General features: G+C 52.4%; 15 protein-coding genes. 8 read left to right on the top strand and 7 right to left on the bottom strand.

The window, feature by feature from the left end:
* Positions 1-117: 117 nt before the first annotated feature.
* The gene (locus tag EQV24_RS09925; protein WP_130626511.1) at positions 118-1017 is read right to left on the bottom strand and encodes a LysR family transcriptional regulator; all 900 of its coding nucleotides are present in this window, start codon (positions 1015-1017) and stop codon (positions 118-120) included.
* A 638-nt stretch (positions 1018-1655) separates the two neighbouring features.
* Between EQV24_RS09925 and ahpC the strand changes: the two genes are divergently transcribed.
* Both ahpC and ahpF read left to right on the top strand, forming a co-directional pair.
* A complete protein-coding gene (gene ahpC / locus EQV24_RS09920) occupies positions 1656-2219 on the top strand; it encodes an alkyl hydroperoxide reductase subunit C (protein WP_008501015.1) in 564 nt (187 codons plus the stop codon).
* Positions 2220-2406: 187 nt separating this feature from the next.
* Positions 2407-3972: an alkyl hydroperoxide reductase subunit F gene (ahpF, locus tag EQV24_RS09915; protein WP_029882129.1), complete on the top strand. Its 1566-nt coding sequence runs from the start codon at positions 2407-2409 to the stop codon at positions 3970-3972.
* A 60-nt stretch (positions 3973-4032) separates the two neighbouring features.
* On the opposite strand, the gene uspG is transcribed toward ahpF, so the two are convergent.
* Positions 4033-4461: a universal stress protein UspG gene (uspG, locus tag EQV24_RS09910; protein WP_013097606.1), complete on the bottom strand. Its 429-nt coding sequence runs from the start codon at positions 4459-4461 to the stop codon at positions 4033-4035.
* 180 nt (positions 4462-4641) lie between these two features.
* Here uspG and EQV24_RS09905 point away from each other — a divergent pair, with 180 nt between their 5' ends.
* Positions 4642-5880, top strand: a complete 1239-nt coding sequence (locus EQV24_RS09905; RefSeq protein WP_013097605.1) for a zinc-dependent alcohol dehydrogenase — start codon at positions 4642-4644, stop codon at positions 5878-5880.
* A gap of 107 nt (positions 5881-5987) precedes the next feature.
* On the opposite strand, the gene rnk is transcribed toward EQV24_RS09905, so the two are convergent.
* Complete coding sequence (gene rnk / locus EQV24_RS09900) at positions 5988-6398, bottom strand: nucleoside diphosphate kinase regulator (RefSeq protein WP_013097604.1); 411 nt, start codon at positions 6396-6398, stop codon at positions 5988-5990.
* Positions 6399-6664: 266 nt separating this feature from the next.
* On the opposite strand from rnk, the gene EQV24_RS09895 reads away from it, so the two are divergent.
* Positions 6665-7282, top strand: coding sequence for a flavin reductase family protein (locus tag EQV24_RS09895; protein ID WP_038418896.1), 618 nt, complete (start codon positions 6665-6667; stop codon positions 7280-7282).
* On the opposite strand, the gene rna is transcribed toward EQV24_RS09895, so the two are convergent.
* Positions 7276-8085 carry a ribonuclease I gene (gene rna / locus EQV24_RS09890; RefSeq protein ID WP_038418897.1) on the bottom strand — a complete coding sequence of 270 codons (810 nt, stop codon included), beginning with the start codon at positions 8083-8085 and terminating at the stop codon, positions 7276-7278. The two genes, EQV24_RS09895 and rna, sit on opposite strands and share 7 nt — an antisense overlap.
* A 93-nt stretch (positions 8086-8178) precedes the next feature.
* The gene (gene dcuC, locus EQV24_RS09885) at positions 8179-9546 is read right to left on the bottom strand and encodes an anaerobic C4-dicarboxylate transporter DcuC (RefSeq protein ID WP_020685657.1); all 1368 of its coding nucleotides are present in this window, start codon (positions 9544-9546) and stop codon (positions 8179-8181) included.
* Positions 9547-10169: 623 nt separating this feature from the next.
* Between dcuC and pagP the strand changes: the two genes are divergently transcribed.
* Both pagP and cspE read left to right on the top strand, forming a co-directional pair.
* Positions 10170-10745 carry a lipid IV(A) palmitoyltransferase PagP gene (pagP, locus tag EQV24_RS09880; protein ID WP_038418898.1) on the top strand — a complete coding sequence of 192 codons (576 nt, stop codon included), beginning with the start codon at positions 10170-10172 and terminating at the stop codon, positions 10743-10745.
* A 190-nt stretch (positions 10746-10935) separates the two neighbouring features.
* On the top strand, positions 10936-11145 hold the full coding sequence (gene cspE / locus EQV24_RS09875) for a transcription antiterminator/RNA stability regulator CspE (RefSeq protein ID WP_002439184.1): 210 nt from the start codon (positions 10936-10938) through the stop codon (positions 11143-11145).
* A gap of 219 nt (positions 11146-11364) precedes the next feature.
* On the opposite strand, the gene crcB is transcribed toward cspE, so the two are convergent.
* Positions 11365-11748 carry a fluoride efflux transporter CrcB gene (gene crcB, locus EQV24_RS09870; RefSeq protein ID WP_029882131.1) on the bottom strand — a complete coding sequence of 128 codons (384 nt, stop codon included), beginning with the start codon at positions 11746-11748 and terminating at the stop codon, positions 11365-11367.
* A gap of 67 nt (positions 11749-11815) precedes the next feature.
* Between crcB and EQV24_RS09865 the strand changes: the two genes are divergently transcribed.
* Together EQV24_RS09865 and tatE are read left to right on the top strand one after the other, a co-directional pair.
* Positions 11816-12604: a deaminated glutathione amidase gene (locus EQV24_RS09865; protein ID WP_130626510.1), complete on the top strand. Its 789-nt coding sequence runs from the start codon at positions 11816-11818 to the stop codon at positions 12602-12604.
* Positions 12605-12729: 125 nt separating this feature from the next.
* The gene (gene tatE, locus EQV24_RS09860) at positions 12730-12933 is read left to right on the top strand and encodes a twin-arginine translocase subunit TatE (protein ID WP_100168722.1); all 204 of its coding nucleotides are present in this window, start codon (positions 12730-12732) and stop codon (positions 12931-12933) included.
* An 80-nt stretch (positions 12934-13013) separates the two neighbouring features.
* Here the strand turns inward: tatE and lipA are convergent, their stop codons facing one another.
* Entirely contained in the window at positions 13014-13979 is a 966-nt protein-coding gene (lipA, locus tag EQV24_RS09855; protein ID WP_013097595.1) for a lipoyl synthase, read from the bottom strand.
* Between the last annotated feature and the right edge of the window lie 54 nt (positions 13980-14033).

Here is a 14033-nt window from a genome sequence, read left to right as displayed (position 1 = left end):
AATAATAGTAGTGAAAATAAAGGCAGGTAAATCAAAAAAGGCAGATTTTTTATTATCTATAAATGAGGGTTATATTTTGAAGAGAGAAATGGCTGTAAATATCACAGCCATTCGGATTTATTTTTGCGTAATCTGCTCAACAAACCTCGAGAAAACCGAGCTGTTAAGCGCTGAGCGGTTATAAACCATGAAGACTTCCATTTGAGGCAGCGTAAAGGGGGCGTCCACTTTTTTCAGTCGCAGTACGTCTCGGTATTTTTCATACAGGACTTCCGGGATATATCCCACTAAATGCGATGCGCTGATCATGGCCATGATTGAAAAGAGAGAGTCACAGCGAAAACCGATTGTCCTGTCGGCATGCACTTCCTCAGTCTTTGACTGATAGTGTTTCACACCCGCTTCATCGCTCAGGAAGATCGAAAACTTCTCTTTCTGCAGCTCTTCCAGGGTAGCGGTCTCCTGCAGACGGGGATGATCCTGGCTGCACACCAGAATCATTCGGTAATTAACATAGGGAACGCACACCATTGAGCGATTGTTGATAGGCGCAATGGAGAAAATTAAGTCTGCTTTACGGTAGGCAAGCAGGTCTTCTGCAGAATCCGCGGACAGCAGCATGTCATGAAGCTCTATTTCATAATTGTGCTCTCGCATCAATAGCTTCATGGGGCTGAGCAGATTGTCGGTTGTCAGAACCTGCGGGCAGTAGATGACAAAATTCTTTTTGAGCGATGAGCCATGCATGATGTTGATGGTCTGCTCAAGCTGATTGAGGTTTTGCTCAAGATGATGATGCAAATTTGCCCCGACGGTGGTGGGAGTGATCCCTTTTCCCGAACGGATAAACAGCGGATCGTTCAGCTGGTTACGCAGCCGCTGCAGGGATTGACTGACCGCGGAAGGCGTTATGTAGAGCGTTTCTGCTGCCTTGCTGATGCTCAGGTGTTGGTAGATGCATTCGAAAATGACCAGCAGATTGAGATCGAATTTTTTTAAGTCGTAAAGATTTGCCATGTTTCATCCTGAGTGTGCTGCGTTGCGTTATCACATCACTGATAACTATAGAAGGAACGTAACCATTTACCATCCTTGATGGTTAGCTCGCTTAATTATGATTGAAAACCAACTTAATATATCACGAACGTAGATTAATGAAATAGAACTTCAATAATGGTTAAGATATTTTTACCTTTAAAATAGAAAACGGAACTGAATAAAAATAGTCAGATTTATATATGGACAAGTAATTATCACTCATTTTTATTTTTACTGGCGTGAGCATTAGCGGCGATGGGGAATGCTTAGTTTGGTAAAACCTATCACAGCCATAGATATGATTATCCCTTCAATCCATTGCCCTGTCCCGACACGAGTGCTGTAATCGGGGGGCTGTAACGACCTTGATATAAAGGTATGTAGAGCGCAACGCAACGCCAGTCTCACTGGCACTGAAAGTTCCTGTGGAAAGTTCAGGTATCAGGGCCGCCCACCAGGGCGGCCTTTTTACTTTCGGGCTTTTATTCATTGGGTTCACAACGTTGTCTTGTTCGGGTTGTTAGGTATGGCTGATTGATTTGATAAAGCAAACGCATTAGCCCATGTAGCGAAAGTTCGTTACCTTACATCTCAACGAAAACACGGAGGAAGTACAGATGTCTTTGATTAACACCAAAATTAAACCTTTCAAAAACCAGGCGTTCAAAAACGGCGAATTCATTGAAGTCACTGAGAAAGATACCGAAGGCCGCTGGAGCGTGTTCTTCTTCTATCCGGCTGACTTCACTTTCGTTTGCCCGACCGAACTGGGTGACGTAGCCGATCACTACGATGAACTGCAGAAGCTGGGCGTAGACGTGTACTCTGTCTCTACCGACACCCACTTCACCCACAAAGCGTGGCACAGCAGCTCTGAAACCATCGCGAAAATCAAATACGCGATGATCGGTGACCCGACTGGCGCCCTGACCCGTAACTTCGACAACATGCGTGAAGATGAAGGCCTGGCAGACCGTGCGACCTTCGTTGTTGACCCGCAGGGCATTATCCAGGCTATCGAAGTTACCGCTGAAGGTATCGGCCGTGATGCATCTGACCTGCTGCGTAAAGTGAAAGCAGCTCAGTACGTGGCGTCTCACCCAGGCGAAGTGTGCCCGGCGAAATGGAAAGAAGGCGAAGCGACGCTGGCTCCATCTCTGGACCTGGTCGGCAAGATCTAAGTCTGTAAAGCTGGCGGCGCTGCGCTTGCACAGGCCTACAGTATCGTAGGCCGGGTAAACGACGTGCCACCCGGCAACCCATGGGCGCCCCCCGCGCCCATTTCATTCCAGCACCATGATGCAAGTTGCATTCAGGCCGCCCGTATAAGGCAGCTTGCATGATGACGTTTTTAGAGAGGGAAGAACAATGCTCGACACTACAATGAAAACCCAGCTCAAGGCATACCTTGAGAAACTGACCAAACCTGTTGAGCTGATTGCCACGCTGGACGACAGCGCTAAATCGGCAGAAATCAAGGAACTGCTGGCGGAGATCGCCGAACTGTCACCGAAAGTGACCTTCAAAGAAGCGAACGATCTGGCGGTGCGTAAGCCATCTTTCCTGATCACCAACCCGGGCTCTGATCAGGGGCCGCGTTTTGCCGGCTCACCGCTGGGCCACGAATTTACCTCACTGGTGCTGGCTCTGCTGTGGACCGGTGGGCATCCGTCGAAAGAGGCGCAGGCGCTGCTGGAGCAGATCCGCGATATCGACGGGGATTTCACCTTTGAAACTTACTATTCGCTCTCCTGCCACAACTGCCCGGACGTGGTGCAGGCGCTGAACCTGATGTCAGTCCTGAACCCGCGTATTAAACACACCGCAATTGATGGCGGCACTTTCCAGAACGAAATCACCGATCGCAACGTGATGGGGGTTCCGGCAGTGTTCCTGAATGGTCAGGAGTTTGGCCAGGGCCGTATGACCTTGTCCGAGATTGTGGCCAAAGTGGATACCGGCGCCGAAAAACGTGCCGCAGAAGAGCTGAACAAGCGCGATGCGTATGATGTACTGATTGTCGGCTCTGGCCCGGCGGGCGCCGCGGCAGCGGTCTATTCCGCACGTAAAGGTATTCGTACCGGTCTGATGGGCGAACGCTTTGGCGGCCAGGTGCTGGATACCGTGGATATCGAAAACTACATCTCTGTGCCGAAGACCGAAGGCCAGAAACTGGCTGGCGCACTTAAAGCGCACGTCAATGATTACGCAGTGGATGTAATCGACAGCCAGAGTGCCAGCAAGCTGGTTCCTGCCGCAGTCGAAGGTGGCTTACACCAGATTGAAACCGCTTCCGGCGCGGTGCTGAAAGCCCGCAGTATTATCATTGCCACCGGTGCCAAATGGCGCAACATGAACGTGCCGGGTGAAGATCAGTATCGCACCAAAGGCGTGACCTACTGCCCACACTGCGATGGTCCGCTGTTTAAAGGCAAACGCGTGGCGGTGATTGGCGGCGGTAACTCCGGTGTCGAAGCGGCTATCGACCTGGCGGGCATTGTTGAACACGTTACCCTGCTGGAATTTGCACCAGAGATGAAGGCAGACCAGGTACTGCAGGATAAAGTACGCAGCCTGAAAAACGTCGACATCGTGCTGAATGCGCAGACCACGGAAGTGAAGGGCGACGGCAGTAAAGTCACCGGTCTGGAGTACCGCGACCGCGTCAGTGGCGATGTGCACAGCGTTCCGCTTTCGGGGATCTTCGTGCAGATTGGTCTGCTGCCAAACACCACCTGGCTGGAAGGCGCCATTGAGCGTAACCGCATGGGCGAGATTATCATCGATGCCAAATGTGAAACCAGCGTGAAGGGCGTATTTGCGGCGGGCGACTGTACTACCGTGCCGTACAAGCAGATCATCATCGCGACCGGTGAAGGGGCGAAAGCGTCTCTGAGCGCGTTCGACTACCTGATTCGCACCAAAACAGCATAATAAAAGTCAGTAAGACTGCACCTGCACCAGGAGAGGCCACCAGAAGGTGGCCTCTTTTTTTTATCTCACGACCATCACCGGAATGTGGGTGTGACGGATAACGCTGGAGGCGTTTGAACCCAGCAGATGCGTGGTAATGGACGGATTGCGTGAACCGATAACCACCACGTCGGCGTTCAGCTCGCTCGCCAGCTCGTTAACGGCATCGCGCACGCTGCCAAACCGGACATGCGTTTTAATGCGGGAAGGATCGATGGTGAAGTGCCCGACCATCGTTTGCAGGCGATTTTCCGCCTCGTGCTGCAGATGCTCTTCAAAGCGGCGTACATCGGCGGCAAAGCGATGCAGACTCAGGCTGGCAGAACCCGGCAGCACGTGTAGAAGATGAATAATCCCGTCCTGCTGCGCCAGAAATTCCGCATGGCGTACGGCCTTGTCGCTCAGCTCCATCTCAAAAACATCAACCGGCATAATAATTCTTTGATACATACCCGTTTCTCCTTGTTTATAAACGCTGGAATCATTCAACCATAAAATAAATATGGTTTTTGTAAGCGCTGCGGCACTTTTCTGTTTTTCCCAGGATAAATCTCAAAAGCCCGCTAATCCCGGGCAGGTCGTCAGGGAACGCTACCCTTAAATACTTACCCGGATCCTTTCGGAGGTCGCATGAAAGCACTCACGTACCACGGTCCACATCATGTTCGTGTCGAGAATGTCCCCGATCCTGTTATTGAACAACCTGACGATATTATCCTGCGCGTAACGGCCACGGCGATCTGCGGATCGGATCTGCATCTCTACCGCGGGAAGATCCCCAAAGTTGAGCACGGCGATATTTTTGGCCACGAGTTCATGGGCGAAGTGGTGGAGACGGGCAGGGAAGTGAAGACGCTGCAAAAAGGCGACCGGGTGGTGATCCCGTTTGTCATCGCCTGCGGTGACTGCTTCTTTTGCCGCCTGCAGCAGTACGCGGCCTGCGAGAGCACCAACGCCGGGCAGGGCGCCGCGCTGAATAAAAAGCAAATTCCCGCGCCCGCCGCGCTGTTTGGCTACAGCCATCTTTATGGCGGCGTGCCCGGTGGACAAGCGGAATACGTTCGGGTGCCCAAAGGTAACGTCGGGCCGTTCAAAGTGCCTCAGCTGCTCTCCGATGATAAAGCGCTGTTCCTCTCCGATATCTTGCCTACCGCGTGGCAGGCGGCGAAAAATGCCCAGATTGAAAAAGGCTCCAGCGTCGCCGTTTTTGGTGCAGGGCCGGTGGGGTTACTGACCATCGCCTGCGCGCGGCTGTTAGGTGCCGAACAGATCTTTGTGGTTGACCATCACCCGTATCGTCTGCGTTTTGCCGCAGAGCGCTACGGCGCTATCCCCATCAACTTTGATGAAGACAACGACGCAGCGGAAAAAATCATTGAGCAAACCGCAGGCCAGCGCGGCGTGGATGCCGTCATTGATGCCGTGGGGTTTGAAGCCAAAGGCAGCACCACGGAAACCATCCTCAGCAACCTTAAAATTGAGGGCAGCAGCGGTAAAGCGCTGCGTCAGTGTATTGCTGCTGTGCGAAGGGGCGGGGTGGTGAGCGTGCCCGGCGTGTATGCGGGCTTTATCCATGGCTTCCTGTTTGGTGATGCCTTCGATAAGGGGCTCAGTTTTAAGATGGGCCAGACCCACGTCCACGCCTGGCTTGGCGAGTTGTTACCGCTGATCGAAAAAGGGCTGCTGACGCCGGAGGAGATTGTCACCCACTATCTGCCGCTGGACGATGCCGAACGCGCCTACCGGATCTTTGAAAAACGGGAGGAGGCGTGCCGGAAGGTGATTCTGGTGCCCGGTGCAGAAACGCCGGAAGCGGCGGAACAGCAGGTTAAAGGGCTGGTGAATGCGTTTCCGGGTGGGGTGGTTTAAGACGGTTCCCTTACCTGCGGCACGATATAGGACGTCCCGGTGAATCTGCGGAAAGAGGATGCGCAGGCATCCTCTGTGCAACGCGGGTCGCGCTTGTTCAGATGGGATTAACGCAGGTAATCGCCTGCCGCTTCTGGCTGGTAGAGCAACGCCAGCACTTCCAGATGGGTCGAGGCACCGCCCGGCAATTCCCAGTGAATGGTATCCCCCGTACGCAGGCCCAGCAGGGCCGCGCCGACCGGTGCCAGCACGGAAAGCTGAGCGCTGCTGTCGGTCATTTGCGCCGGGTAGACCAGCGTGCGGGTTAACTCTTCGCCCGTTGTCAGGTTGCGGAATTTGACCTGGCTGTTCATGGTGACCACGTCATGCGGCATGGACTCCGGGGTACACATCTGCGCCCGGTCGAGCTCTTCATTCAGGGCATCGGCTACCGGGAGCGAGGCGAATTCTGGTTTCTCCAGAAGTCGGTCAATACGTTCTGCGTCAAGTTCATTGATAATGATGGTGGGTCTGGACATTTTTTACTCCATGTCGTTAATGCTGCGTGTAACGCAGAAACCAATCCAAAAGAAAACCCTCGCCGTCTGGCAGCGAGGGTTTAACTCTCCCGATGATACTGTCTGCGCACGCAACTTTGAAGTGATAGAGGTCACATTCATGGGCCATATGAATTTTCGCTGAAATTTATTCAGTCTGCATTTCTGGCGGATTGCGTTACGCTGAACGTTCTGAATCAGGATAGTGGGTAAACGCAGTTCGCGTCTGCCCCTTATAAGAGAGCGCTATGTACTTTTATCAACCGTCACAGGGGCATGGCCTGCCGCATGACCCGCTGAATGCCATTATTGGTCCGCGTCCGATTGGCTGGATCTCCTCCTGCGACCAGGCAGGACAGATCAACCTGGCACCGTATAGCTTCTTTAACTGCTTTAACTACCGCCCGCCGATTATTGGCTTTTCCAGCAACGGCTGGAAAGACAGCGTGCGTAATATTAACGAAACGGGTGAGTTTGTCTGGAACCTTGCCACGCGCGATCTGGCTGAGGCGATGAATCTCACCTCCGCTACGCTGCCTCACGATCAAGACGAGTTCTCTTTTTCCGGATTGACGCCAGCGGCAAGCCAGCTTGTAAAGGCGCCACGCGTGGCCGAGAGTCCGGTGAACTTTGAGTGCCGCCTGTCGCAGTGTATTCAGCTGACCGGCGCCGACGGCACGCTGGTTGACACATGGCTGGTGCTGGGCGAAGTGGTGGGGATTCATATTGCCGAATCGCTGCTGGAAGAGGGGATCTATCAGACGGCGAAAGCGCAGCCCATCCTGCGTGCGGGTGGGCCGACGGCCTATTATGGCATCAGTGATGAACACCGCTTCGATATGGTGCGCCCGATTGTGGATCAGTAACCCACTTTATCGATAACAAACTGTTTGCCACAGTTACCCGGATGTGGCTGTGGCGCAAAAGAGCCGGCAGACAGCGGGTTATTAATGGTGCTGGCCTTAAGCGAGATCTGCATTTCGGTCAGATAGGCCGGATTACCATTGCAAGTCAGTTTGAATGCTTTGACGTTGTCTTTGCTCCAGCTTCTCGCCACGGCGTTATCAAAATCTTTACGGCTTACCGTTTTACCGTAGTTATCCGCCAGGAATTTACCCACCGCGCTGCTTTTTATCTCCTGATTCATCCGCACCATGGTGCCGAAATAGGCGTCAGGATCAAAGCCGAAGCAGACGCCGTGTTTGGCGTACTCATAGCGTTCCAGGCAGGAGTTACCGCCAGCACCGGGCATGACGCTGTTCAGCTTTGCGGCACCCGACAGTGATAGCCCGGTTTCGGCGGCTGAGCATTTGCGGCTGGCTTTGGCTTCCGGCATGTTCGGGATTGGGCGGGTCGCGCAGCCAAAACGCATCCAGCGGCGTTCATCCACGCCGCGTGCGGCGATGGATTTTGGCAGGCCAGGCCATAATCCGTGTACGGTCAGATAATCGGTCTTGTTATTGCTCTCTTTTTGCAGACGGCACTCTTCGGGTTCGTTACGGTTACGTTCAGCCATGCTCTGGCAGAACCCGGTTTGCCAGGAAAGCGCCAGAACGTAGCGATCGAAATCGCCATACTGCGTGGCTTTGAGCGGATCCGCCTGCGCGGAGAAGACACAGAGTGCAAGCGCCATGGCGCCAGACGGGATAACGATATCCTTCCTGAACATGTGATTTCCTGATGGGTTAACGCGATAGATTTCTGGAAGTTATTAAAGCACAAAAAGCGCCCGCAGGCGCTTTTTGGATATCGGTCATTTTACTCAGGCTGCGCCAGGAACCAGCACTTCGGTTGCGATAATCACGATGATCAGGCCCACAAGCACCGGGACCGACGTGCGTTTTACCACTTCGAATGGCGAGATTTTTGCCATCCCGGCGACCGCGACTACGACACCTGATACCGGCGAAATGGTACGACCGAGGTTAGACGCCTGAAGCATGGGAATGGAGAGGTAAGCCGGGTTAATACCGGAGGAGTGAGCCAGTTTTGGGATCATCTCAACGAAGGCGTAGAACGGCGCGTTACCTGAACCGGTGGTCATTGCCGCCAGCATGGTCAGCACCACCAGTACCAGCATCAGGATAATGCTGGCAGAGCCGAACGACGTGGCGATGGAGATGAGGCTCTGAATAAAGCCGATAGTGCTCAGACCCTGCGCGAAGACGCCTGCCGCCACCAACAGCATCACGACGCCTGCAAACGCATCGGCCATACCGCGATACGCCACTTCCAGGCCAGAAAATACCTTCTGAGTGTTGAAACCGCGAATAAATTCCAGCATGGCGGCCAGCAGCATACAGATAACCAGAATGGTAATGATGTGCAGCTGTGGTCCCCATTTGCCGTCAAAAATCAGCACGCCGATGATAGGCGTGAACGGCAGAATGGAATAGAACGCCGGGGCGGTGGTGGTGATTTCATTCACGTCCATCATTTCGTGGCTGATGTGCTCTTTTTTATCGAGATAACGCTGCCAGAAGAAATGCGCGATGCCCATGCCCACGATAGCCACAATGGAAATCGGCAGCGTGGTTTTAAAGGCGAAATCGATGAGTGACATTTCCGCGGCTTTCGCCGCCAGTACGACGTCGCCAGAGGTAGGGGAGAGAATAATGGCCGCCGGAGAGGCGCAGATAGCCGCCGCTGCACCACGGCTAATGCCGACGTTAACCATCACCGGGAACAGGGTAGCCATTAACAACACCCCAAGGCCAGTCGCGGACGACACGGCCAGCGACATCAGACAGGCGAGGAAGTAGGCTGCCACCATCAGCAGATACGGGGAGTTGATGTACTGCAGCGGTCTGGAGGCCAGCTTCACGACCATATCGTTGGCACCAATATGGGTCATGTATGCGGCAAAACCGCACAGCATCATGATCATCATGCCCAGATCGCCACCGCGGCTCATGAGCAGAATTTTAATGTATTCAACAATGTCTGTGGCGGTATACCCGGTGCTGGCTGCGCTGGCGGGTAAGACCTGGTGACCCATCAGGGCGCTAACGATCAGCAAGGCCAGGCCGCCGACAAATAACACGCCCGTGGCGGAATACCCCTTAATGATGTAGCGTGCTACACCGACAATGACGACGACTCCGATAAGGAGCTCGAAAAACGTAAGCATGATTTCCCCTGTATCCTTGCTGCCCGAGAGCACAAATAATCAATAAAAAAGAAGGATGAGAATGTGCCGAATTAATGGCCAGTCCTTGCTGATTAAAATCAATAAATATACTACTAAAGCAGATGTTAGCGATATTTTTGCCATGGTGATGGCAATAATGACATATGGGTATTGACCGGTGACAACAGTGGAGTATGTCATTTAAATGCTAATGAGTTGTTAATTAATTGGTTTTATATTAACACGTTCCTGAATAATAGGGGAAAAGACTTTTCCTGCCGGTGCGCGTTGGTGAGTGGGTCCGTACAGCGTTTCGCGGGAAAGGGGCTGAGCAGCACGAAAACACTGGCTGTAGAGGCTAATGATAATCTTTATACCTTGCAGACAGGGCGTTATGTTTGTCCTGAAAGCCATATTAACTGAAGGGTTATTTTTACCGGTAGGCATTATTAAAAAAGGTTTGAACGCGCCCGTGAGATGATTATTCAACAGGCCACCGTGCCGCTCTCAGAATATTCTCGCAAAGTGGCTGATTAATTAGGAGTAATGCCGATGCCGTTAAGGCTCCATTCAACTATTGTATGGTAAACTTTGCCTCGTATACTAAGAATGGTAATTGCATTGTGATCGTACGTAATAAATTTTTCTTCATTTTTCTGTTTATTTTTGCACAGTTAACGCTCTCTTCTGTGGCACAGGCTGAAGAGAACGCGACGGATAAGGGCTGGTTCTCCACCTTTACGGATAATGTTTCGCAGACCTGGAATGCGCCAGAGCACTATGATCTCTACGTGCCGGCCATCACCTGGCATGCACGCTTTGCCTACGACAAAGAAAAGACCGATAAATATAACGAGCGCCCGTGGGGGGCAGGTTTTGGTCAGTCGCGCTGGGACGAAAAGGGCAACTGGCACGGTATTTATCTGATGGCCTTTAAAGACTCCTTTAACAAATGGGAACCGATCGGTGGCTATGGCTGGGAGAAAACCTGGCGTCCGTTAGCTGACGACAACTTCCACGTTGGCCTGGGCTATACCGCCGGGGTGACTGCACGCGACAACTGGAACTATATCCCCATTCCGGTTCTGCTGCCGCTGGCCTCAATTGGTTATGGTCCTGCAACGTTCCAGATGACCTACATTCCCGGTACGTACAACAACGGTAACGTTTACTTCGCCTGGATGCGTTTTCAGTTTTAACTGAAAAAAGCTGACAAAGCGGTGAAAAAATGCGCAGTCGTTGATTCATATGGGATAAAAATCCGCCAGCGAAAATTAACGCGACTTTAGTCACTTTTTATCAAAGATCCGCTGGACAAAAGGTCCCACAATTGTTGTACTGGTAACCGACACAGCATTTGTGTCGTTTTTTAATGTAAAGGTAATTTTGATGTCTAAGATTAAAGGTAACGTTAAGTGGTTTAATGAGTCCAAAGGATTCGGTTTCATTACTCCTGAAGATGGCAGCAAAGACGTGTTCGTACACTTCTCTGCAATCCAGTCTAATGGTTTCAAAACTCTGGCTGAAGGTCAGCGTGTAGAGTTCGAAATCACTAACGGTGCCAAAGGCCCTTCTGCTGCTAACGTAATCGCTCTGTAATTCAGACGCGTCAGCAAGAATTTCAAAACCCGCTCACTGAGCGGGTTTTTTTCGTTTTGCATCAGCCAAGCAGATACATCTTCAGGAAGCTGGCAACGATCAGCACGCTCAACAACACCACGCCTGCGCTCATCAAACTCTCTTTCATTCTGTCACCCTCGTTCTGTATTGGCACCAGAGTGACAGAGAAAAATTAAGCCAACATTAACGCTTCGGCAGTTAGTGGGGGCTGGCGGAAGAAAATAGCCAGAATGCGATCCCGGTCATCGCAAAAGAGCCGAGCATATTTATCGCAACGTTCAGCAACGCCCAGCCGATACGGCCTTCCTGAAACAAAAACACCGTTTCCGCAGAAAAGGTGGAGAAGGTGGTTAAACCGCCGCAGAACCCGGTGGTAATCAATACTTTCCACATGGGATCGATGTGCGTCATACGGTTAAACCAGGCCAGACCCATGCCAATGATAAACGCACCAATCAGGTTTGCGGCCAGTGTTCCCATTGGAATCGCCTGATGCAGTGGATTAAACCGCATACTCAGGAACCACCGCGCAACGCTCCCCGTCCCCCCACCAATAAAAACAGCTAAAAGGAGTTGTAACACTGTAAATACCTGCTATTTGATGTGTAAGAGTGGCGAGTTTAACGCTGTTTATAATCAGGGGACAAATATGTATGTTGCGGTAGGTCAGTTTGCGGTCAAGCCTCGCTGGCATGAGAATGCGGCGCAGTGTGTTTCACTGATGATGCAGGCACAACAGAAGGGGGCGTCGTTGCTGGTGCTGCCGGAAGCCTTGCTGGCACGCGATGATAACGACCCGGATTTATCGGTGAAATCCGCGCAGCCGCTGGATGGCGCGTTTTTACAGCAATTACTGGCCGAGAGTGCGGGTAATGACATGACCACAATGTTGACGGTCCATGTGCCGTCAACGCCTGGCCGGGCAGTTAACACACTGGTAGCCATCCGTGGCGGCGTCATCATCGCCAGCTATGCCAAGCTTCATCTCTATGATGCGTTCAGTATCCAGGAGTCGCGCCTGGTTGACCCGGGGGAGTGCGTTCCGCCCCTGATCGCGGTTGATGGTTTAAACATTGGGCTGATGACCTGCTACGATTTGCGTTTTCCTGAGCTGGCGTTGAGCCTGGCACTACAGGGAGCGGATGTGCTTGTTCTGCCTGCCGCGTGGGTTAAAGGGCCGCTGAAAGAGCATCACTGGGCCACGTTGCTTACGGCGCGCGCGCTGGATACCACCTGTTATGTGGTCGCGGCAGGGGAGTGCGGCAATAAAAATATCGGGCAGAGCAGAGTGATTGACCCGCTGGGCGTCACGATTGCCGCCGCAGCGGAAGGTCCGGTTTTACTGATGGCGGAGATAATTTCAGAAAGGATAGCGCTTGCACGGCAGCAATTACCTGTTCTTCGCAACCGACGTTTTGCGCCACCGCAATTATTGTGATGTTTTTTTCAACAATGCTTGATTCACCTTGTTACAGGTTGCTATTGTGTGCACGCGCCAAATGACCGTTAATATGATCCGGTTTTGACGCTGAATGCAGCCTGTTTTAAGTAAAGAAGGTATCTATGGGTGAGATTAGTATTACCAAACTGCTGGTGGTTGCCGCACTGGTCGTCCTGCTGTTTGGTACCAAGAAGTTACGCACGCTGGGTGGTGACCTGGGTGCCGCCATCAAAGGCTTTAAGAAAGCGATGAACGACGATGACGCGGCAGCGAAGAAAAGCGCCGACGATACCGTTCCGGCTGAAAAGCTCTCTCACAAAGAGTAACGGCAATGCCTTAAGGCTTGCGAAAAAAAACCGGCTCAACAGGCCGGTTTTTTGTATTCCTGTAAGTGAATATTACAGGGTTATTTAACTTCTTCGCCTTTTGCCTGCATATCGGCATGGTAAGAGGAGCGCACAAACGGACCGCAGGCAGCATGGGTGAAGCCCATCGCCATCGCTTCCGCTTTCATCTCATCAAATTCATCCGGGCTAACGTAGCGCTGCACCGGCAGGTGATGACGGCTTGGCTGCAGATACTGGCCCAGCGTCAGCATGGTCACGCCGTGGCGACGCAGATCGCGCATCACTTCGATGATTTCGTCATTGGTCTCACCAAGACCAACCATCAGACCTGACTTGGTAGGAATATGTGGATGCGCTTCTTTAAAACGCTCCAGCAGCTTCAGGGACCAGTTGTAGTCAGCACCTGGACGCACCTGACGGTAGAGACGCGGTACGTTCTCCAGGTTGTGGTTAAAGACGTCTGGTGGCGTTGCGGTCAGGATATCCAGCGCGCGGTCCATACGACCACGGAAATCCGGCACCAGCGTCTCAATCTTAATGTTTGGGCTTTTCTCGCGAATGGCAGTAATGCAGTCAGCAAAGTGCTGAGCACCCCCATCACGCAGGTCATCACGGTCAACGGAGGTAATGACCACATAACGCAGCGCCATATCAGCAATGGTCTGCGCCAGTTTTTGAGGTTCGTTTGCATCCGGCGCCACCGGGCGGCCATGAGCAACATCGCAGAACGGGCAACGGCGGGTACAGATAGCACCCAGAATCATAAACGTCGCGGTGCCGTGGTTGAAACACTCAGCAAGGTTCGGGCAAGAGGCTTCTTCACATACAGAGTGAAGGCCATTCTTACGCATCGCCGCTTTGATCCCCTGGATACGCGAAGAGTCGGCCGGAAGTTTGATTTTCATCCATTCCGGTTTTCTTAACAGCGCCTCGCGCTCTGTAGCCACGTTTTTAACCGGGATAAGGGCCATTTTATCGGCATCGCGGTATTTAACACCGCGTTCCATCACAATGGGTTTACTCATAGCGTGCGTGTTCCAGTTGCGAATATCGAAGGAAAGCGTTTCAATTCAAGGGAA

The organism is Enterobacter sp. A8 (assembly GCF_004296595.1).
Taxonomy (GTDB): domain Bacteria; phylum Pseudomonadota; class Gammaproteobacteria; order Enterobacterales; family Enterobacteriaceae; genus Enterobacter; species Enterobacter cloacae.
The sequence above is the reverse complement of the archived record's forward strand: the minus strand, read 5'-3'. Positions and strand labels throughout refer to the sequence as shown.

Coding starts and splice junctions, on each gene's coding strand:
- ahpF (WP_029882129.1), top strand. CDS start 2,407: ATGCTCGACACTACAATGAAAACCCAGCTCAAGGCATACCTTGAGAAA.
- dcuC (WP_020685657.1), bottom strand. CDS start 9,546: ATGCTTACGTTTTTCGAGCTCCTTATCGGAGTCGTCGTCATTGTCGGT.
- rnk (WP_013097604.1), bottom strand. CDS start 6,398: ATGTCCAGACCCACCATCATTATCAATGAACTTGACGCAGAACGTATT.
- EQV24_RS09925 (WP_130626511.1), bottom strand. CDS start 1,017: ATGGCAAATCTTTACGACTTAAAAAAATTCGATCTCAATCTGCTGGTC.
- tatE (WP_100168722.1), top strand. CDS start 12,730: ATGGGTGAGATTAGTATTACCAAACTGCTGGTGGTTGCCGCACTGGTC.
- cspE (WP_002439184.1), top strand. CDS start 10,936: ATGTCTAAGATTAAAGGTAACGTTAAGTGGTTTAATGAGTCCAAAGGA.
- ahpC (WP_008501015.1), top strand. CDS start 1,656: ATGTCTTTGATTAACACCAAAATTAAACCTTTCAAAAACCAGGCGTTC.
- EQV24_RS09905 (WP_013097605.1), top strand. CDS start 4,642: ATGAAAGCACTCACGTACCACGGTCCACATCATGTTCGTGTCGAGAAT.
- uspG (WP_013097606.1), bottom strand. CDS start 4,461: ATGTATCAAAGAATTATTATGCCGGTTGATGTTTTTGAGATGGAGCTG.
- EQV24_RS09895 (WP_038418896.1), top strand. CDS start 6,665: ATGTACTTTTATCAACCGTCACAGGGGCATGGCCTGCCGCATGACCCG.
- rna (WP_038418897.1), bottom strand. CDS start 8,085: ATGTTCAGGAAGGATATCGTTATCCCGTCTGGCGCCATGGCGCTTGCA.
- lipA (WP_013097595.1), bottom strand. CDS start 13,979: ATGAGTAAACCCATTGTGATGGAACGCGGTGTTAAATACCGCGATGCC.
- EQV24_RS09865 (WP_130626510.1), top strand. CDS start 11,816: ATGTATGTTGCGGTAGGTCAGTTTGCGGTCAAGCCTCGCTGGCATGAG.